21 protein-coding genes, 2 pseudogenes and 1 riboswitch are annotated in these 18,466 nt (G+C 42.0%); all 23 genes and pseudogenes read right to left on the bottom strand.

Features of this window, described 5'->3' with window-relative positions; all coding sequences use genetic code 11:
- Positions 1-747, bottom strand: a complete 747-nt coding sequence (yunB, locus tag LH47_RS04315; protein WP_043964978.1) for a sporulation protein YunB — start codon at positions 745-747, stop codon at positions 1-3.
- A 51-nt stretch (positions 748-798) separates the two neighbouring features.
- On the bottom strand, positions 799-1,101 hold the full coding sequence (locus LH47_RS04310) for a YunC family protein (protein ID WP_043964975.1): 303 nt from the start codon (positions 1,099-1,101) through the stop codon (positions 799-801).
- Positions 1,102-1,154: 53 nt separating this feature from the next.
- Positions 1,155-2,543, bottom strand: coding sequence for a bifunctional metallophosphatase/5'-nucleotidase (locus tag LH47_RS04305; RefSeq protein ID WP_043965063.1), 1,389 nt, complete (start codon positions 2,541-2,543; stop codon positions 1,155-1,157).
- Between the two features lie 23 nt (positions 2,544-2,566).
- On the bottom strand, positions 2,567-3,385 hold the full coding sequence (locus tag LH47_RS04300; RefSeq protein WP_043964973.1) for a sulfite exporter TauE/SafE family protein: 819 nt from the start codon (positions 3,383-3,385) through the stop codon (positions 2,567-2,569).
- 13 nt (positions 3,386-3,398) lie between these two features.
- Positions 3,399-4,247: a DUF72 domain-containing protein gene (locus LH47_RS04295; RefSeq protein WP_043965061.1), complete on the bottom strand. Its 849-nt coding sequence runs from the start codon at positions 4,245-4,247 to the stop codon at positions 3,399-3,401.
- Between the two features lie 78 nt (positions 4,248-4,325).
- Positions 4,326-5,723: a Fe-S cluster assembly protein SufB gene (gene sufB / locus LH47_RS04290; protein ID WP_009362258.1), complete on the bottom strand. Its 1,398-nt coding sequence runs from the start codon at positions 5,721-5,723 to the stop codon at positions 4,326-4,328.
- 17 nt (positions 5,724-5,740) lie between these two features.
- Entirely contained in the window at positions 5,741-6,187 is a 447-nt protein-coding gene (gene sufU, locus LH47_RS04285; RefSeq protein ID WP_009362259.1) for a Fe-S cluster assembly sulfur transfer protein SufU, read from the bottom strand.
- Positions 6,177-7,397, bottom strand: a complete 1,221-nt coding sequence (locus LH47_RS04280) for a cysteine desulfurase (RefSeq protein ID WP_043964971.1) — start codon at positions 7,395-7,397, stop codon at positions 6,177-6,179. Before LH47_RS04280 ends, sufU begins: the two co-directional genes overlap by 11 nt.
- On the bottom strand, positions 7,397-8,698 hold the full coding sequence (gene sufD, locus LH47_RS04275; protein ID WP_043964969.1) for a Fe-S cluster assembly protein SufD: 1,302 nt from the start codon (positions 8,696-8,698) through the stop codon (positions 7,397-7,399). The genes LH47_RS04280 and sufD overlap by 1 nt, the downstream gene beginning before the upstream one ends.
- Positions 8,699-8,716: 18 nt before the next feature.
- On the bottom strand, positions 8,717-9,496 hold the full coding sequence (sufC, locus tag LH47_RS04270) for a Fe-S cluster assembly ATPase SufC (protein WP_043964967.1): 780 nt from the start codon (positions 9,494-9,496) through the stop codon (positions 8,717-8,719).
- Between the two features lie 182 nt (positions 9,497-9,678).
- Positions 9,679-10,023: a carboxymuconolactone decarboxylase family protein gene (locus LH47_RS04265; protein ID WP_043964965.1), complete on the bottom strand. Its 345-nt coding sequence runs from the start codon at positions 10,021-10,023 to the stop codon at positions 9,679-9,681.
- A 72-nt stretch (positions 10,024-10,095) separates the two neighbouring features.
- Positions 10,096-10,920: a MetQ/NlpA family ABC transporter substrate-binding protein gene (locus LH47_RS04260; RefSeq protein ID WP_043964963.1), complete on the bottom strand. Its 825-nt coding sequence runs from the start codon at positions 10,918-10,920 to the stop codon at positions 10,096-10,098.
- A 17-nt stretch (positions 10,921-10,937) separates the two neighbouring features.
- A complete protein-coding gene (locus tag LH47_RS04255) occupies positions 10,938-11,606 on the bottom strand; it encodes a methionine ABC transporter permease (protein WP_043964961.1) in 669 nt (222 codons plus the stop codon).
- Positions 11,596-12,624, bottom strand: coding sequence for a methionine ABC transporter ATP-binding protein (locus LH47_RS04250; protein ID WP_043964959.1), 1,029 nt, complete (start codon positions 12,622-12,624; stop codon positions 11,596-11,598). Before LH47_RS04250 ends, LH47_RS04255 begins: the two co-directional genes overlap by 11 nt.
- 74 nt (positions 12,625-12,698) lie before the next feature.
- Positions 12,699-12,804, bottom strand: a riboswitch (SAM riboswitch).
- 162 nt (positions 12,805-12,966) lie between these two features.
- The gene (locus LH47_RS04245; protein WP_043964957.1) at positions 12,967-14,259 is read right to left on the bottom strand and encodes an O-acetylhomoserine aminocarboxypropyltransferase/cysteine synthase family protein; all 1,293 of its coding nucleotides are present in this window, start codon (positions 14,257-14,259) and stop codon (positions 12,967-12,969) included.
- Between the two features lie 64 nt (positions 14,260-14,323).
- A complete protein-coding gene (locus LH47_RS04240) occupies positions 14,324-14,623 on the bottom strand; it encodes a hypothetical protein (protein WP_043964956.1) in 300 nt (99 codons plus the stop codon).
- Between the two features lie 129 nt (positions 14,624-14,752).
- A complete protein-coding gene (locus LH47_RS04235) occupies positions 14,753-15,022 on the bottom strand; it encodes a thioredoxin family protein (RefSeq protein WP_043964955.1) in 270 nt (89 codons plus the stop codon).
- An 8-nt stretch (positions 15,023-15,030) separates the two neighbouring features.
- Entirely contained in the window at positions 15,031-15,378 is a 348-nt protein-coding gene (locus LH47_RS04230; protein WP_043964954.1) for a toprim domain-containing protein, read from the bottom strand.
- A gap of 97 nt (positions 15,379-15,475) precedes the next feature.
- Positions 15,476-15,715: a YusG family protein gene (locus tag LH47_RS04225; protein WP_043964951.1), complete on the bottom strand. Its 240-nt coding sequence runs from the start codon at positions 15,713-15,715 to the stop codon at positions 15,476-15,478.
- Between the two features lie 41 nt (positions 15,716-15,756).
- On the bottom strand, positions 15,757-16,140 hold the full coding sequence (gcvH, locus tag LH47_RS04220; protein ID WP_043965060.1) for a glycine cleavage system protein GcvH: 384 nt from the start codon (positions 16,138-16,140) through the stop codon (positions 15,757-15,759).
- Between the two features lie 56 nt (positions 16,141-16,196).
- On the bottom strand, positions 16,197-16,556 hold the full coding sequence (locus LH47_RS04215) for an arsenate reductase family protein (protein WP_021093669.1): 360 nt from the start codon (positions 16,554-16,556) through the stop codon (positions 16,197-16,199).
- 72 nt (positions 16,557-16,628) lie between these two features.
- A pseudogene (locus LH47_RS04210) lies at positions 16,629-18,167 on the bottom strand (acyl-CoA dehydrogenase family protein); the annotation flags it as partial.
- 152 nt (positions 18,168-18,319) lie between these two features.
- A pseudogene (locus LH47_RS15030) lies at positions 18,320-18,466 on the bottom strand (UPF0236 family protein); the annotation flags it as partial.

Below are 18,466 nucleotides of genomic sequence, written 5' to 3'. Positions count from 1 at the left end.
TTATTCAACTGGAATTTCAATTGACGTATTTCCTTCCCCACCTTGATTATAAAATTGTGGAACTTCCCCTTGAATAATTTGAATCGCTACAGGAATGTCGTTTTGAATCGTTGCTGTTTTTGTAGCAAATGGAATAATAATTTGCACGTTAACTTCAATATGAATTGCTATTTCTATTAAAGCATTATTTATGCCAAACGGACGTATATTTTTATTTACGTCCGAATGAACATCCCCAATGACGTAAAAACGAACCGGGATGTGCGGTCCTAAATTTCCTAACAATACGTTATTCGTTGCTTGTCCGAGCGGGATATAATAGACGATTCCTTGTTCTTTTTCCGTTTCAATTTGAACATCTGGAAACTCAAGCGCCGATAGTTTTCCTTCTGATGCCGCTTTTAAATTTCGTTGAACTCGATTTGTCGTTTTAGCTAATACACGATTCACAACGGTAGCATTAAAATCTATTGCGGAAATTTTCCCATGCTCATCTTTTTCAATTTTGATAAAATTTTCAACTCGAAAGTCGTCTTCAGCAATTTGTTGATTAATCGCATTATTTATCACTAAATTCGCTAAGCGGCGCGTTTCTTTTTCGGCGATCGCCATCAGCGTTGGTTCAATTCCTCTATTAATAAACCAAAGGCTCGCAACAGTCGAAATGATAAAAAAAATAAAGGTAATTAAAAAAATATAGCGGATGGGTAGCGGTTTTCTTCTTTTGCGTAGTTGTTGATACAACAAAAATCCCCCCTCTCACGCTATATGTATGCGATCAAGCAGGGGATTATTATTTTATTTCATCAGGAGCAAGGCGTCTTTTCCTTTCATTCCACGTGAAATACCTAATTGTTCAGCAGCAAGCGTAACAGACTCAAGCGGTGCTTCTAACAATTGATCAATTGTCCGCACCCCTACCGCTCTTCCAGCTACAATGCCACGGTCGCGCAACTTTTCGTTTAATAAAGCCACATCTAACGCCCCACACATAATATATCCTTTATCATTAGCAACAGCTAACAACGTCGTTTTAGGCAACTGAACAGAAATGGCTGTAAACGGCTCTCCGTCAATCCATAACGGCTTTAATTCAATCATATATTCACGCTCCTTTCTTTTATTCAATGTATGAATAAAAGATCGAAGCGTGCCTATTGATACATGTTTTTTAGCTTCCACGCAAGCACATCCCGCAACATTTCGGGCATGTAATATTGCTTTTTCGCACGATATATTTCAGGATATAAGTGTCCGAACGTAAACATATCAATCGTCGCGACCGCATACGTTTTTTGCTCATCAATTGGCTGATGATGAATAAAAATGCGACGCACATGTGCTTGACCGTCCGACATTGTCTCTTTCTCGATCGTGACGCCATCGTACACCATTTGTCCCATCACTTCGCCGCGAAATCCGAATCCCCTCACCCGCAACTGTTTTATTTGTTCCGTTTCCGCTTGCAAAATGACTTCTTTTAATTCGCTTCCGCGCAAATATACTTTGCACGGATTAATTGGGTGCGGGCAAATGCGATGGATATCCCCTTTCGTCACAACGCCTTTTGGCAATGATGCAAGCAAAACACCCGCATTGACCATCGCTATATCACTTTCACACCATTCGTTCAACGCTTGGGCAAGAAGCGACGCAAATGGGGAAGGGGAAAACCAGTCCATATGTAACGGTTCAGGCAAATGCACAATCGGTTGTGCCAATGCATTTGTTGCTTGCTCAATCATATGATTTAATTTTTGTTTCGTTTCCGTACATTCATCTTCTAATGCATCGGTATGTTGGACATATGCGCATGCCTCAACTTTCCGGCTATTTTTATCGATTGACAATGTTAAACATCCGACATATTCCGCAAACTTCCCTGCTCCACAAAGCAAAGTTTCATTCACTCGTTTGCCATGTTCAAATACGTGATGTGTATGCCCACCTAAAATCGCAGTCAATTGTGGAAACATATGAGCCATTTTTTCATCATCATTTATCCCTAAATGAGACAATAAAACAATTGCATCCACTTTTTCTGAAAGTTGTTCAATGAGTTGAGCAACCGTGTCAAATGGATCGGCAACACGCCATCCAAGCAATTCATAAAACGTCTGAAACGGAACAGTCACTCCAATAAACGCAACACGAACATGTCCAAACGTCATCATAACATATGGCTTCATCCAGCGCGGGCGCTCTCCGTTTTCATAAAAAATGTTCGCCACGATGACCGAAAACGTAGCGTTCGTGTACAACGTATCGAGCTGTTCATGGCTAAGCGTAATTCCTTCATTATTCCCAATCGTGATCGCATCGTATGCGACATCGTTTAAAAGAATGACGTTTGCCTTTCCTGCTGACGCTTCAGTAAGGGGATGAAAACGATCGATAAAATCACCAATATCAAGTAAAACCATATGCTCGCGATTTTGTTGATGCTTTTTTCTTACTGTTTGTAAATAGTGAACAACTTTTGGCCATCGCTCAAAATGGCTATGCACATCGTTTGTATGATAAATATGTATCGTCTCCCTCAACGCTTGCAACACACCTTTCTTTTTTACGATCCAAGTCCTTGCATAATTAAACGAACACCAAGTAAAATAAGTACAATTCGTAATAACGTCACGACCGTTTTTCCTTTTAATCGTCGATTAAGCCACACCCCACATTTCGCCCCAATCCATACGCCCGGAATAAGCGAAAGGGCAAACGTCCAAGCGACATTCCCCATAAAGACGTGCGTCATTGAACTAACAATAGATGATAAAAAGACGATAAACATCGATGTCGCAACGGCAACGTGAGGAGGAAATAAAAATAATAGCATCATCGCAGGTACCATAAGCGACCCACCACCGATCCCAAAAAATCCACCAACAAACCCGACAACAAACGCAATGAACGTAGCGCTAAACGGATGATATCCATACGTCACTTCCTCCCCTTCATTCGTGACGTATGTACGCACAACTGAAAACGTGCGCTTATTAGACGGGGACAGACGCGATTGGAACATAAGCAAAAATGAAACAGCAATGAGAAATAATCCAAAATAAAGTGAAAAATGATGCATATGTACATGTTGATTCACCCACGCGCCAAGCATCGCCCCTGGGCCACTACCGATGAAAAAAAATAAACCGCTTTTATAGTCAACCATCTTATGCTTCATATACGTTAAAGTTGATGACAATCCATTAAAAATAATGACAACAAGCGATGTCCCAACAGCCACTTGTGGTGAAATGGTCGGCAATACGTGCGCAGCACTTAAAAAAAGAAGCGCGGGAACGATAATGACCCCTCCCCCTAAACCGACAAGGCTACCAATCGTCCCTGCTAAAAGACCGATGATTAAAAGAAATACATATTCCATTTTTGATCCCCCATTATGAAAACAAATCTAATTGTCGCGGTGCTAAATTTGTATACTCAATGCCTAACAACTGCAATAACTGTTTTGCATTATGAGCGGCATCTCCTCCTGAGTTGTTGTTAAATAGTACGTAAATGTGTTCACATTTTGTTTGTAACATACGAATATGTTGTGCCCACTCTTGTAGCTCTTGCTCGTTGTAGCGATATAAATAACGGACGGCACGCCAATTTTCGTCATCTCTTTTATTCCAGCCAGCGACATTGCGTCCGTGTAGACGAATGAGCGTTTTCTTTCGATCTGTTGGATGAAGAACAGTCGGTACCGATCCTTCCCCCGCTTGCGGTTCATCGCAAATGCTATGAATCCATCGCTCTTCCTCCATAAAACGCAATGTCTTTTCATAAAACGGAGGGGAAAACCACGATTGATGACGAAATTCAAGCGCTACAGGAATATCTTTCATTCGCTCCCGACACCAACGCAAATAGTGAACATGCTCTTTTTTACAATCGAACCACGGCGGAAATTGAAACAATACCATGGCGAGCTTATTTCCTTGCCGAAACGGCTCAATCGATTGGAGAAATGCAGTAAACATTTCTTCTTTGTTCGCATATGGAATGTCCCCTCGTTGATGCCCTGTCATTCCTTGATACGCCTTCACGATAAATTGGAATGACGCAGGCGTTTCCGTTAACCATTTTTCAACGTTTTGGCGCGGTTGAATGGCATAAAAATACGCATCAACTTCAACGGTTGGAAAGTGGGCCGCATACGCTTGTAACTTATCTTTTGACGCAAGACGAGACGGATATAAACTGTCATGGTCGCCCCATCCCGTTAGTCCGACATAAATCATATTCATCACCTACATTCATCTTACCACAACATACAAAAAAAGCCGATGATCTGCATGGCGCAGATCATCAGCTATTCGTTATCCAATGCTACCTTCCATTTCAAATTTGATGAGACGGTTCATTTCAACCGCATATTCCATCGGCAATTCTCTCGTAAACGGCTCAATAAAGCCCATCACGATCATTTCTGTCGCTTCTTGTTCGGAAATGCCGCGGCTCATTAAATAAAATAGTTGTTCTTCCGATACTTTCGATACTTTTGCTTCATGTTCAAGAGAAATGTTGTCGTTTAAAATTTCGTTATATGGAATCGTATCGGATGTCGATTGATTATCCATAATGAGCGTATCACACTCAATATTTGAACGGGAACCGTCCGCTTTTCGTCCGAAATGAACGATACCGCGATATGTGACTTTTCCACCTTGTTTTGAAATGGATTTGGATACGATCGTTGATGACGTGTTTGGCGCTAAGTGAATCATTTTCGCCCCTGCATCTTGATGTTGCCCTTTGCCAGCAATCGCAATCGAAAGTGTCAATCCACGCGCACCTTCTCCTTTTAAAACGACTGCTGGATATTTCATCGTTAATTTCGACCCAATGTTTCCGTCAATCCATTCCATCGTTGCGTTCTCTTCACAAACCGCGCGCTTTGTAACAAGGTTAAAGACGTTGTTCGCCCAGTTTTGAATCGTCGTATAACGGCAATACGCGCCTTTTTTCACGATAATTTCAACGACTGCACTATGAAGCGAGTTTGTCGTATATACAGGCGCCGTGCAGCCTTCGACGTAATGAACATGCGCCCCTTCATCGACGATAATTAACGTCCGTTCAAATTGTCCCATATTTTCAGAGTTAATACGGAAATACGCTTGCAACGGCGTATCAACTTTTACACCTTTTGGCACGTAAATGAATGAGCCACCCGACCAAACAGCTGAGTTTAGCGCCGCAAATTTATTATCCGTCGGCGGAACGACTTTTGCCCAATGCTCGCGGAACAAATCTTCATTTTCTTTTAGCGCCGAGTCTGTATCTTTAAAAATGACACCTAATTTTTCTAGATCTTCTTTCATGTTGTGGTATACAACTTCCGATTCGTATTGAGCCGATACCCCTGCTAAATATTTTTGTTCTGCTTCTGGAATACCGAGTTTATCAAACGTTGCTTTAATTTCTTCTGGCACTTCATCCCATGAACGTCCAGATTTTTCTGATGGTTTAACGTAATACGTAATTTCATCGAAATCTAAGCTCGATAAATCGCCACCCCATTGTGGCATCGGCATGCTGTAAAAAATATCTAACGCTTTTAAACGAAATTCAAGCATCCATTGTGGTTCATTTTTCATTCGCGAAATTTCTTCTACAATTTCGCGCGTTAATCCGCGCTCAGCGCGGAAAACTGATACGTCTTTATCGGCGAAACCGTACTTATATTCACCGATTTCTGGCATTTTTTTTGCCATCCCGTTCGCCTCCTTTTTTATGACTGTCCTTGTTGCCCGTGCAACCCTTTCTCCATCGCTTTCCAAGCTAGCGTTGCACATTTAATGCGTGCAGGAAATTTGGATACGCCTTGAAGCGCTTCAATATCTCCTAAATCGATTGAATCGTCATAATCTTTCCCTTGCATCATGTCGGAAAAAATCGTTGATAACTTCAACGCTTCTTCGATCGTTTTTCCTTTAATCGCCTCTGTCATCATCGATGCAGATGACATCGAAATAGAACAACCTTCTCCTTCAAATTTCGCATCGACAATTTTTCCGTCTTCTACTTTTAACGTTAAATGAATACGGTCGCCACACGTCGGGTTGTTCATATTTATATCGACGTGTTCCCCTTCTAATACCCCGCGATTTCGTGGGTTTTTATAATGATCCATAATCACTTGCCGATACAACGTATCTAAATGGCTATTAAAAGACATAGCTAAAATACTCCTTCGTTTTCTTTAATGCTGAAACGAGTGCGTCAATTTCTTCTTCTGTATTGTATAAATAAAAGCTTGCACGTGCAGTTGCTGTCACGTTTAGCCATTTCATAAGTGGCTGCGCACAATGATGACCAGCACGAACAGCAATGCCTTCCGCATCTAAAACCGTCGCTACATCATGCGGATGCACACCATCTATATTGAACGTCACAAGCCCTGCCCGCTCTTTCGGACCGTAAATCGTTAATCCTTCAATCGTCGCCAGCTGTGCAAGCGCGTATTGCGCCAAACGATGCTCATGCTCAGCGATATGATCTAATCCGACTTGCTCAAGAAAATCAATCGCGGCTCCTAAGCCGATCGCTCCAGCGATAATTGGTGTGCCACCTTCGAATTTCCACGGGAGCTCTTTCCATGTTGACTCATACAAACCGACAAAATCAATCATTTCCCCACCGAACTCAACAGGTTCCATTTGCTCAAGCAAATGTTTTTTGCCATATAACACACCGATACCTGTCGGACCGCACATTTTATGGCCTGAAAACGCATAAAAATCGCAATCGATGTCTTGCACGTTTACTTTCATATGCGGTGTACTTTGCGCCCCATCAACAACAACAACCGCACCGTTTTTATGAGCAATTTGGGCAATTTCTTTTACCGGATTGATCGTGCCAAGCACGTTTGATACGTGCATCACCGCAACAATTTTTGTGTTGGGAGTGACAGTTTGTTCTACATCTTCTAGACGAATCGTTCCGTCAGGCTGAAGCGGAATATATTTTAATGTCGCACCTGTTTGTTTTGCTACTTGTTGCCAAGGGATAATGTTGCTATGGTGTTCCATATACGTAATAACGATTTCATCGCCTTCACGCACGTTTGCTCGACCGTAGCTTGCCGCCACTAAGTTAATCGCTGTTGTCGTCCCGCGTGTAAAAATAATTTCTTCCGTCGAGGCAGCACCGATGAAGCGGCGCACTTTTTCGCGCGCCCCTTCGTAGGCATCGGTCGCCTTTGTGCCAAGTGTATGCACACCGCGATGAACGTTCGAATTGTATTGACGATAATAATTGTCAATCGCTTCAATAACCGGCAACGGCTTTTGCGATGTTGCCGCGCTATCTAAATAAACGAGTGGTTTGCCATTGACTTGTTGATCTAAAATCGGGAATAGTTGACGAAGTTCTTTTACGTTCATCACTTAACTTTCCTTTCGATCACTTCAATTAATTGTTTTTTCACACGCTCAATTGGAATTTCATTAACGACAGGTGCTAAAAAGCCGTGAATAATTAATCGCTCTGCTTCCGTTTTCGGAATGCCGCGGCTCATTAAATAATATAATTGCGTTGGGTCAACGCGACCGACCGATGCCGCATGGCCTGCTGTCACGTCATCTTCGTCAATTAATAAAATCGGATTCGCATCTCCGCGTCCTTTTGGACTTAACATAAGCACACGCGATTCTTGTTCCGCATTCGATTTCGATGCCCCGTGCTCAATTTTACCAATGCCGTTAAAAATCGATGTCGCTTCATCTTTGACAACGCCATGTTTTAAAATGTAGCCTTCTGTATGTTTTCCGTAATGAATGACGCTTGTCGTAAAGTTTTGCACTTGCTCACCGCGGCTCACAACGACTGTCTTCGTATCGCCTACTGATCCATCACCGATTAAGCGCGTAATGTTTTCTGAAATCGTATTTCCATCATTCATTAAACCGAGCGCCCATTCGATGCGCGCATGACGTCCTGTCACACCGCGGCGGTTGACATAGACGGTCGTTCCCTTTGCCAAATTGTCTACCGCACCGAAAAACACTTGCGCATCATCTCGTGCAAACACTTCTGTAATGATGTTGACGATCGCTTCCGAACGTTCACATGTTGAAATGTAGTTTTCCACATACGTTACTTTACTGCCCACATCCGCAACAATAATGACGTGATTAAACAACGCTTCCGCTTTTTCATGCACATATACCGCCTGCAAAGGGACGTCAATTTGTACATGCTTCGGCACGTATACAAATACCCCGCCGTTCACAAGGGCAGCATGAAGCGCTGTCAGACGATGCTCATTTACTTTCACACCGTCCATAAAATATTTTTGCACAAGGTCGCTATGCTCGCGGACAGCTGTCGCTAAATCAGTAAAAATGACGCCTTTTTCTTTCAACTCATCCGCAAGCGATACGTACGCACATGTATGATCGCGTTGCACATATACATTTTTTTGCTCCTCAGCTATATCGATGAGCACTTTTACTTGTTCAGGTAGCTCTTCTAGCGAAGAAAGCGGCGCGCTTTCAACAAGATGAGCAGAAAATTGTGTAAAGTTCCAACGATCGATTTTCGTTTTGTCTGGCTTTGGTAATGGCAATTGTTCCGCTTGTGCAAGAGCTTGTAAGCGAACGTTTAAAAGCCAGTCCGGTTCTCCGCGCCCTTCAGAAAATGAGCGCACATACTGTTGGTCGAATGGTAGTTTCGTCTCAATCATCCTAAATCCTCCTAACGCTTACGCTTCTTGCTCAACGACTTCATCTTCAATGCCTAACTCTTTTTTAATCCAATCATATCCTTCTGCTTCAAGACGTTGTGCTAATTCTGGACCGCCTGATTTTACGATACGTCCTTGCATCATAACATGCACATAATCTGGTGTAATGTAGTTTAATAGGCGCTGATAGTGAGTAATAATTAAACAGCCAAATTCGCTGTTTCGCATTTCATTTACACCTTTTGCAACAACTTTTAATGCATCGATGTCAAGACCTGAGTCGATTTCGTCTAAAATTGCAATTTTCGGTTGCAACATCATGAGTTGTAAAATTTCGTTTCGCTTTTTCTCCCCGCCCGAGAATCCTTCATTCAAGTAGCGATGAGCCATATCTGAATTCATTTCTAAAAACGCCATTTTTTCATCTAATTGACGAATGAATTTCATTAATGAAATTTCATTTCCTTCTCCACGACGTGCGTTAATCGCTGAACGAAGAAAATCAGCATTCGTCACACCGCTAATTTCGCTCGGATATTGCATGGCTAAAAAGAGACCAGCACGAGCACGTTCATCTACTTCCATTTCTAATACGTCTTGCCCGTCTAACGTAATGCTCCCTTTTGTTACTTCATATTTTGGATGACCCATAATTGCCGCCGATAATGTCGATTTTCCCGTTCCGTTCGGTCCCATGATGGCATGGAACTCACCGCCTTTAATTTCAAGGTTGACCCCTTTTAAAATTTCTTTTCCATCAATTGCAACGTGAAGATCTTTAATCGTTAATGTTGCCATAAAAAAATACCTCCAGTTTCGCTTATGTTCATAAAAACGTAATTCTCATTTTATTCTCATTACAATTTTATAACAGATGAAAAGTATTAGCAACCTTATTGCAAGTATTTTGATACTTTTTTGTTTAGAAAGTTTGTTTACTTTATCACATATGTAAAAAAGGATAGGAGATTCCTATCCTTTTAGTGCATGCGAGTGAATTCATCGATACATTGGCGAACGAGCGTAACCGCTTGGCTCATCGTCGCCCCGCCAGCTAAAGCGGCTGCGACCGCACATGCTTCAAATATTTGTTCTTCTGTCGCCCCTTCATCGATGCATCCTTTCGTATGATAAATGGTGCAATATTCATCTTGTTTGGCAACGCTAATTCCTAACGCGATCAGTTGTTTTTCTTTTTTTGATAAAGCCCCTTCCGAAAAACAAGCTTCTGTAAATGCGTTAAATGCTCGTCCAACACTAGGCATTTGTTGCGTAAATGTTCCTAATCCTTTTTTATATTCGTGCAAAAACTGTTCCATCGACATATACACTCCTCCTTCCTTTTTATCATGCGTCGTTTTCCGAAAAATATAAAAAGGATGCCCGAATGGACATCCTTATTTTGTCGCTGGAATGACAGCACCGTTATACTTTTCTAAAATGAAGTCTTGAATTTCTTTGGATTGCAACACTTCAACAAGCGTTTGAATTTCTTTACGTGTTTCGTCACCTTTACGAACTGCAATAATGTTCACATAAGGGTTGTTTTCCGGAGACTCTACCGCAATTGGATCTTTAGCTGGATCTAAGCCAGCATCTAACGCATAGTTGGCGTTAATTAATACCGCATCTCCCTCGTCATTTTTATATACTTGAGGAAGTAAACCTGCTTCGACATCTGCTTCAAACACTAAATTTTTCGGATTCTCAACGATATCATCAACTGTCGCTTTCGTTTTATCAACACCATCTTTTAATTTAATTAAACCTTTTTCTTCAAGCATTGATAAAATGCGACCGTGGTCTGCAACAGAGTTACTCATAATAATTTTTGCCCCGTTTGGTAGTTCTTCAAGGCTTTTATATTTTTTAGAGTATACGCCAATTGGTTCAATATGAATACCGCCAGCATTAACAAAATCATAACCATGTTCTTTCATTTGTGCTTCTAAGTAAGGAATGTGTTGGAAATAGTTTGCATCTAACTCTTTATCCGCTAACGCTTTATTTGGTAACACGTAGTCTTGGAACGTCACGATTTCTAATTCAATCCCTTTTTCTTTTAAAATCGGTTTTGCTTGCTCTAAAATTTCCGCATGTGGCACGTTTGATGCACCAACGACAAGCTTATTTGTTTTTTCTTCTGCACTTTCGCTTTTTCCGCAAGCAGCAAGCGCTAAAACAACAATTGCAGCAACAAGTAGAGAAAACCATTTCTTCATTTGTTTCTTCCTCCTTTTTATCGTTTATCTATTTTAGAAGTGACAAAGTCACCAATAAACTGAATAATAAAGACAATGACTAAAATGAGCACAGTTGCAACAAACGTCACATCGTTATTGTTGCGTTGGAACCCTTCTAAATACGCTAAATTTCCAAGCCCTCCAGCACCAACAACTCCTGCCATCGCTGTATATCCAACGAGCGCAATCGCTGTGACTGTAATTCCAGATACGAGTGCAGGAAGCGCTTCTGGGAGGAGCACTTTCCAAATAATTGTCGATGTCGTCGCCCCCATCGCTTTTGCTGCTTCAATGACGCCTTTATCAATTTCACGAAGCGCAATTTCTACCATGCGCGCATAAAACGGTGCGGCACCGATAATGAGTGCTGGCAACGCAGCGTTTGCTCCAAGAATCGTGCCGACGACAAGTTTTGTAAACGGAATAAGCAAAATAATTAAAATAATAAACGGAATCGAGCGGAAAATGTTGACGAACGAAGCAATGGCACCGTTAACGAGACGATTTTCCCATATGTTTCCCTTAGACGTTAAAAACAGCAATAGACCAAGTAAAATGCCAAGTACAAACGTTGCTACAACAGAAACCGCGGTCATATACAATGTTTCCATCGTCGCCGCCCATATTTTATCCCAAACAACGTTCGGAAATAGTTCATTCCACATTCGCCAACACCTCCACTTCAACTTCTTGCTGGCGAATAAAAGCGAGCGCTCGCTCAATTTCTTCATTCGCACCGTCTAAATGAATGAACAGCACCCCATATGAACCGTGATGCGTTTGCGAAATTTTTCCTTGCAAAATATTCACATTTAGATTAAATTGGCGAATAAGCTGTGTAATGAGCGGTTGCTCAGCCGCTTCGCCAACGAATGTAAGCTGGACAACTTGACCGTTCGGATATCGTTCAAGAAGATGCAACATTGCTTCTTTCGTTTCTTCCGGCTCCGTCACTTGTTGAACAAATCGTTTCGTAATCGGTTGCTCAGGCTTACGGAATACATGAAGCACTTCGCCCATTTCAACAATTTTTCCGTTTTCCATGACCGCTACACGATCGCAAATTTTACGAATGACATGCATTTCGTGTGTAATTAACACGATCGTTAAACCGAGACGTTTATTAATATCGACGAGCAAATCTAAAATAGAGTCTGTCGTTTGTGGGTCAAGCGCTGACGTCGCTTCATCACATAACAACACTTTTGGATTGTTCGCTAACGCACGCGCAATGCCGACGCGCTGTTTTTGCCCTCCGCTCAATTGCGACGGGTATGCATTTTCTCTTCCTTGCAAGCCGACAAGTTGAATGAGCTCATCGACGCGCTGCATCCGTTCCTCTTTCGGCACACCCGCAATTTCTAATGGGAAAGCAATATTTTCACGCACCGTTCGCGACCAAAGTAAGTTGAAATGTTGGAAAATCATACCGATTTGCTGACGTGCTTGTCGTAATTGTTTCCCACTAATTTTCTCCATATTTTTCCCATCGACAATGACTTCACCGCTTGTCGGCTTTTCTAATCCATTTAACAATCGAATGAGCGAACTTTTCCCCGCTCCGCTATAACCGATGATGCCGAAAATTTCTCCTTCTGCAATATGCAAGTTTACATGATCGACCGCAGTCACATGTCCGCTTGCCGCTCTGTATACTTTCGTTACGTTTGATAAAGTAATCACGTCGCTGTCACCTTCCTTCCATGAAAAAAGCCTTTCTGCTCAAGAGAACAGAAAGGCGTTATTATCCATTCTGTCTCTTATCTCTCAAAGCAAACGCTTTGTGTGAATTGGCACCATTTCAGCAGCGCTGACGGTTGCCGGGTTTCATCGGGCACATCCCTCCACCTCTCTTGATAAGAGCGCTTTTAAACGCTTTATTCAGTTAACGTTTTAATGTATTCAAGAATGATGTTGAACTACGAATGTGAGTATATCATCGAAAGAAGGACGATGTCAACGAAAAATAATAAAAAATTTTTCGGTATAAATAAACAAACGTGCTAGCTATATAAAGCTAACACGCTACACTTCCGAATACATCGACCGTACACCTGTTGCCGCTTCGATCGCTTGTTCTAAGTCTTCGATTAAATCATCCACATTTTCAATGCCGACCGATAAACGAATCATATCTTCTGTTACACCAGATGCTTTCAAATCTTCTGCGCTTAGTTGTTGATGCGTTGTGCTTGCCGGATGAATAATTAAACTTTTTGCATCGCCAACGTTTGCCACATGTGACCAAAGCTTCACATTGTTAATAAGTGCAGCTCCTGCTTCCCTTCCGCCTTGAATGCCAAAAACGACGACTGCTCCTGCCCCTTTCGGCATATATTTTTTCGCTAGCTCTTTCGCTGGATGGTTGTCATGTTCAGGATACAACACCCAACGGACAGCTGGATGATTATCTAAATATGCAACAATTTTTCTTGTGTTTTCAATATGTTCTTTCATGCGCACGTGCAACGTTTCAAGACCTAAATTAAATTGAAAGGCGTTGAACGGGCTAATGGCTGGTCCTAAATCACGTAACAACTGCACACGTGCTTTCACAATATACGCTGCTCCTCCGATGTCTGCATAGATGAGGTTATGATAGCTCGGATCTGGTGTCGTAAAAGCTGGAAACTTTGGCGAGTTCCAGTCAAATTTTCCACCGTCGACAATGATGCCCCCTAGCGTCGTCCCGTTGCCAAGCAACCATTTCGTCGCAGAATGAACGACAATGTCTGCTCCATGTTCAATCGGTCGGCAAAGATACGGCGTCGCAAACGTATTATCGATAATGAGCGGGACACCTGCTTCGTGAGCAATGTTTGCAACTGCTTCAATATCTAACACATGCAAACTCGGATTGCCGACCGTCTCCGCAAAAATAGCTTTCGTTTTCGGTGTGATCGCAGCGCGGAAATTTTCTGGGTCAGATGGATCGACAAAATGAGTTGTAATGCCGTATTTCGGCAACGTATTCGCAAACAAATTGTACGTCCCTCCATACAGCGTAGAAGCAGACACAATATCATCCCCAGCTTGAGCGACGTTTAAAATGGCCATCGTAATCGCCGCCATGCCGCTCGCCACTGCTAAAGCCCCTATACCACCTTCAAGCTTTGCTACTCGTTCTTCAAATACAGTCACCGTCGGATTATGAATGCGCGTGTAAATGTATCCCGCTTCTTTTAATGCAAATAAGTTTGCCGCATGCTCTGTGCTATCAAACAAATACGCATTTGACTGATAAATCGGTACCGCACGCGCTTTCATTACCGGATCGGTTTGCAGTCCCCCGTGCACAGCAATCGTTTCAAATTTCATCATTTCTCCCCCTGAACGAATAATTGTTGAATATTTTGAATTTTAACACGATAAAAACCGCTCGTCAATGAACAAGATCGTACGGTTTAGCAAGAAAGAAAACTGACTCTAATAATAAAATGTGGCGAAACGATGCTGTGACGGACAATTCGTTTAAGCGAAGTTGTTGCTGAAGTTTTAACGATCCTTGTAGTAGTGACATAATGGCCTGTGCCGAACCACGAATCGATATGATCCGATCTCCGCTCGCTTTTTCAACGCGTTGAATTCCTTCTTTTGATATGCTTAATAAAATTTGCCCGCTTTCCCATTGCAATTGAATATATAAACCGTCATTTGGTAAAATTGGTGTTAACATATTCATACAACCGCCCCCGTCCCATGTATTGTCGTATTCATTATTTCCATACGAAGACGGTGAGTTCCTTCTATAACTGCTCGACAAATGTCTTCCTTCCTCGTCAATTTCCCAAGAAATATGTCGAAAGCTGGCTTATTCGGCCAGCTTTCGCAACGTTTCATATACATGTGGAACAGAATGGAAGGCGTATATTTTTTTCACGAGTTTGCCGTGCTTAAAAATAAGTAAGCATGGAACGCTTTCAATATGCCATTCGATCGCTTTGTCAGGCACATAATTTAAGTCTTGACGTTCAAACGTAATATTTGGCAGTAACTGTTCAAGCACATCAACCATACGGCTTGCCACTTGACACGTGCCACATAATGGCGTGTACATATAAACGACCTTCACAATCATCACACAACTTTCTACAAATATTGTGCGTGTACATCGATATTTGCGCTTAATAATACGACCGCAATATGATGTTTCGGAGCAGCTGCGACTTCACGATACATTTTATCAATATATAAATGCTCAGCTTGCGGAAACTCACAGCGAAGTTGGCGCCTCAATTTTTCTCCCGCCTCGTCGGAGTCAACTAAAATGTACACATCCTTATCGTACAAAGCATCGATTAATTCATCAAGTTTGGCGGTACCGAGCGTTCCGTTTGTGCATATAATTTCTACTGGCTCACTAATAATGCTCTCGATCTTTTTTTTATCTGACCGCCCCTCGACAATAATTACTTTTTCCACCTCAATAATCGCCATCGTCATCACCTTGCACATTCATTTATGTATATTATATTCGTTGTCGTTCACTTTTTCTCCTTTTATGAAATCGAAAAGGACAGCGATGTCGCTGTCCTTAACACCAACCACCTTCTGTGTCGCAATCCACATATTTTGCATCCGGATATTCAGTGACTGTCACAGTTTTCAAAATGCGTCCTTGTTGTTCCGCATATCCGCTTTTCAGCTTGAACTCGTTCGTTTCCTGAACAAATTCTCCAACACATTCGTTGTCATAAAACAGATGAAAACCTCCATGCTTATTTAATTTCCCAACAACATCGTTTGTAATATCTATTGTTTTTTGTTTCAACAAAAAGACACCCCTGTGTTGTAGGGTGCCCTGCGATTTGTTTTTTAGTCTTGGTTAATCATTTGTTCGTATTGTTCAGCAGTTAGTAAGTTGTCCACTTCGCTCATATCGCTCGGCTCGATGACGATCATCCATGCTTTGTCATACGGTGATTCATTCACGTACTCTGGGTTGTCGTTTAATTCTTCATTCACAGCTACTACTTTGCCGCTGATCGGTGCATATAGTTCAGATACTGTTTTTACTGATTCAACGCTACCAAATGGCTCGTTTGCTGTCAGTTGTGCTCCGATTTCTGGCAATTCAACGAATACGATGTCGCCGAGTTCCGATTGGGCAAAATCTGTAATACCAACGCGAACCGTATTCCCTTCGACACGCACCCATTCATGTTCTTGTGAATAACGTAGCTCTTTTGGAATGCTCATCGTTGTCCCTCCAAACATTGTTTTCCTTTTCATCATACACGATTTTTGACATGATTTCACGATAATTTAAACATTTCATGATATTTTTGTTCGTCAAATCCGACAATGACTTGCTCTCCATTTGTGATGATTGGACGCTTAATTAACATGCCGTCCGATGACAACAACTGTAACATTTCTTCTTCTGTCATCGTCTTTAATTTGTCTTTTAATCCAAGTTCTCGATACTTCATGCCACTTGTATTAAAAAATTTTTTCAAATCAAGCCCACTTTTTTCATATAACGTCCTCAACTGCTCTTTTGATGGAGGCTGTTCTACAATATGTACAGCTTGTACGGAAATGTTGTTATCATCTAACCATTTTTTTGCCTTGCGACATGTGCCGCATTTTGGATACCAATAAAATGTCGTCATTTTCTCACCTCATCATCCTTATGTACAATAACAAAGCGAAAGTACCAGACGACTTGTCTGGTACTTCCATTATTACACAACATATCGTTCTGCTTCAATTAACGCTACTGCCGCTTCGCGTTTTTTCGCAATGACGTTGATTGGCGTATGACGCGTTAATTTCCGCAATGCAGACAACATCATGCGCAACATGTCACCATGTTCCACAGCAACGATCGTTTCTTTCGCATGCGCTTCAATTTCGTTAAACGCCTCTTGGCAGAAAATTTGTGTATACAATACTTTTTGTTTATTTTTCTCCACTCCAGATTGCGCAATTGCCTTTTCCGTGCGCAATAGTGCTGACTCCATCGCATACACGTTGCTAACAATATCCGCAATATTTACAAGCACTTCTTGTTCTTTTTCAAGTTTCGGACCGAATTTTTGAGCCGCTAATCCTGCGATCATTAAAGCAATTTTTTTCGCGTTGCGAACAAGATATTTTTCTTGTTCAAGCACGCCATCGCCTACTTCTTCAGGCATAAGCATCATTAACTCTTCTTGCAGTTGTTGCGCTTTTTGTAAAAGTGGCAATTCGCCTTTCATCGCCTTGCGCAAATACATACCTGGCACAAGGAGGCGGTTAATTTCGTTCGTTCCTTCGAAAATACGATTAATGCGCGAATCGCGGTACATGCGCTCAATTTCGTATTCTTGCATGAAACCATAGCCACCGTGAATTTGTACGCCTTCATCTACGATGTAATCGAGCATTTCTGTCGCAAACACTTTATTTAATGAACATTCAATCGCATATTCAGCGATCGCTTTTGCTGTTTCTTTTCCATCTTTTGCTTGTTCATCTGTTAGTTGTCCCATGCGCGCTTCAAATAAACCGACTGTGCGATAAACGGAACTTTCAGCTGCATACAATTTCGATGCCATTGTTGCTAATTTTTCTTGTGTTAACGAAAACTTCGAAATTGGCGTTTTAAATTGTTGACGTTGATTTGCATATTGAATCGTCACTTCAAGCGCACGTTTTGCTCCACCGACAGCACCAACACCGAGTTTATAACGACCGATATTTAAAATGTTAAACGCAATGACGTGACCTTTTCCAATTTCGCCAAGTACATTTTCTTTCGGAACGAGGGCATCTTGTAAAATTAATGTGCGCGTCGATGAGCTTTTAATGCCCATTTTCTTCTCTTCCGCCCCTGTCGATACGCCTGGGAAGTCGCGCTCAACGATAAATGCTGTAAAATGTTCACCGTCTACTTTTGCATACACAACGAACACATCAGCAAATCCAGCGTTTGTAATCCACTGCTTTTCTCCATTTAAAATGTAATGCGTACCTTCCGCATTTAATTTCGCTGTCGTTTTTGCACCGAGCGCATCCGAACCCGAACCTGGCTCAGTTAACGCATAAGCTGCAATTTTTTCTCCTGTCGCAAGGGCTGGTAAATATTTTTGTTTTTGCTCTTCTGTTCCGAACAAGACGATTGGAAGCGAACCGATTCCGACGTGCGCACCGTGTGAAATCGAGAAACCACCAGCGCGAGCCATTTTTTCAGCAATTAATGCCGAGCTAATTTTATCTAAGCTCAAGCCGCCGTATTCTTCCGAGTCAGTCAAGACTTTGTGGAGAACATTTTTTCGGTTCACTACGGGTGTTGTCAATCACTAGTTAGCGAACCATTTTCAGGAATTGATATCGTAAGCGCTTTTGGACTCTCATCCCTCATCTTGAAGTGATGATATTGTATTCCATTTTTTTACACCCAACCAAAATCCCGAAGCGCCGACAACGCTTGATGGATCGGCGTCCCGGATGACCGCTGCAGACACGGTAGATTCTGACGCACCACATCTGCCCACAACCGTCCTGCCTTCCGTTTGGCCTGTTCAACCCGCTTGGACTT

Source organism: Anoxybacillus thermarum, from assembly GCF_000836725.1.
GTDB lineage: Bacteria > Bacillota > Bacilli > Bacillales > Anoxybacillaceae > Anoxybacillus > Anoxybacillus thermarum.
Note: the sequence above shows the minus strand (reverse complement) of the source record. Positions and strands in the feature narration are given on the sequence as shown.

Excerpts from the sequence above, each read along its gene's own strand:
- LH47_RS04310 (WP_043964975.1), bottom strand. The coding sequence starts at position 1,101 with ATGATTGAATTAAAGCCGTTATGGATTGACGGAGAGCCGTTTACAGCC.
- LH47_RS04300 (WP_043964973.1), bottom strand. The coding sequence starts at position 3,385 with ATGGAATATGTATTTCTTTTAATCATCGGTCTTTTAGCAGGGACGATT.
- LH47_RS04295 (WP_043965061.1), bottom strand. The coding sequence starts at position 4,247 with ATGATTTATGTCGGACTAACGGGATGGGGCGACCATGACAGTTTATAT.
- sufB (WP_009362258.1), bottom strand. The coding sequence starts at position 5,723 with ATGGCAAAAAAAATGCCAGAAATCGGTGAATATAAGTACGGTTTCGCC.
- sufU (WP_009362259.1), bottom strand. The coding sequence starts at position 6,187 with ATGTCTTTTAATAGCCATTTAGATACGTTGTATCGGCAAGTGATTATG.
- LH47_RS04280 (WP_043964971.1), bottom strand. The coding sequence starts at position 7,397 with ATGAACGTAAAAGAACTTCGTCAACTATTCCCGATTTTAGATCAACAA.
- sufD (WP_043964969.1), bottom strand. The coding sequence starts at position 8,698 with ATGATTGAGACGAAACTACCATTCGACCAACAGTATGTGCGCTCATTT.
- sufC (WP_043964967.1), bottom strand. The coding sequence starts at position 9,496 with ATGGCAACATTAACGATTAAAGATCTTCACGTTGCAATTGATGGAAAA.
- LH47_RS04265 (WP_043964965.1), bottom strand. The coding sequence starts at position 10,023 with ATGTCGATGGAACAGTTTTTGCACGAATATAAAAAAGGATTAGGAACA.
- LH47_RS04260 (WP_043964963.1), bottom strand. The coding sequence starts at position 10,920 with ATGAAGAAATGGTTTTCTCTACTTGTTGCTGCAATTGTTGTTTTAGCG.
- LH47_RS04255 (WP_043964961.1), bottom strand. The coding sequence starts at position 11,606 with ATGTGGAATGAACTATTTCCGAACGTTGTTTGGGATAAAATATGGGCG.
- LH47_RS04245 (WP_043964957.1), bottom strand. The coding sequence starts at position 14,259 with ATGAAATTTGAAACGATTGCTGTGCACGGGGGACTGCAAACCGATCCG.
- LH47_RS04240 (WP_043964956.1), bottom strand. The coding sequence starts at position 14,623 with ATGAATATGTTAACACCAATTTTACCAAATGACGGTTTATATATTCAA.
- LH47_RS04230 (WP_043964954.1), bottom strand. The coding sequence starts at position 15,378 with ATGGCGATTATTGAGGTGGAAAAAGTAATTATTGTCGAGGGGCGGTCA.
- gcvH (WP_043965060.1), bottom strand. The coding sequence starts at position 16,140 with ATGAGCATTCCAAAAGAGCTACGTTATTCACAAGAACATGAATGGGTG.
- LH47_RS04215 (WP_021093669.1), bottom strand. The coding sequence starts at position 16,556 with ATGACGACATTTTATTGGTATCCAAAATGCGGCACATGTCGCAAGGCA.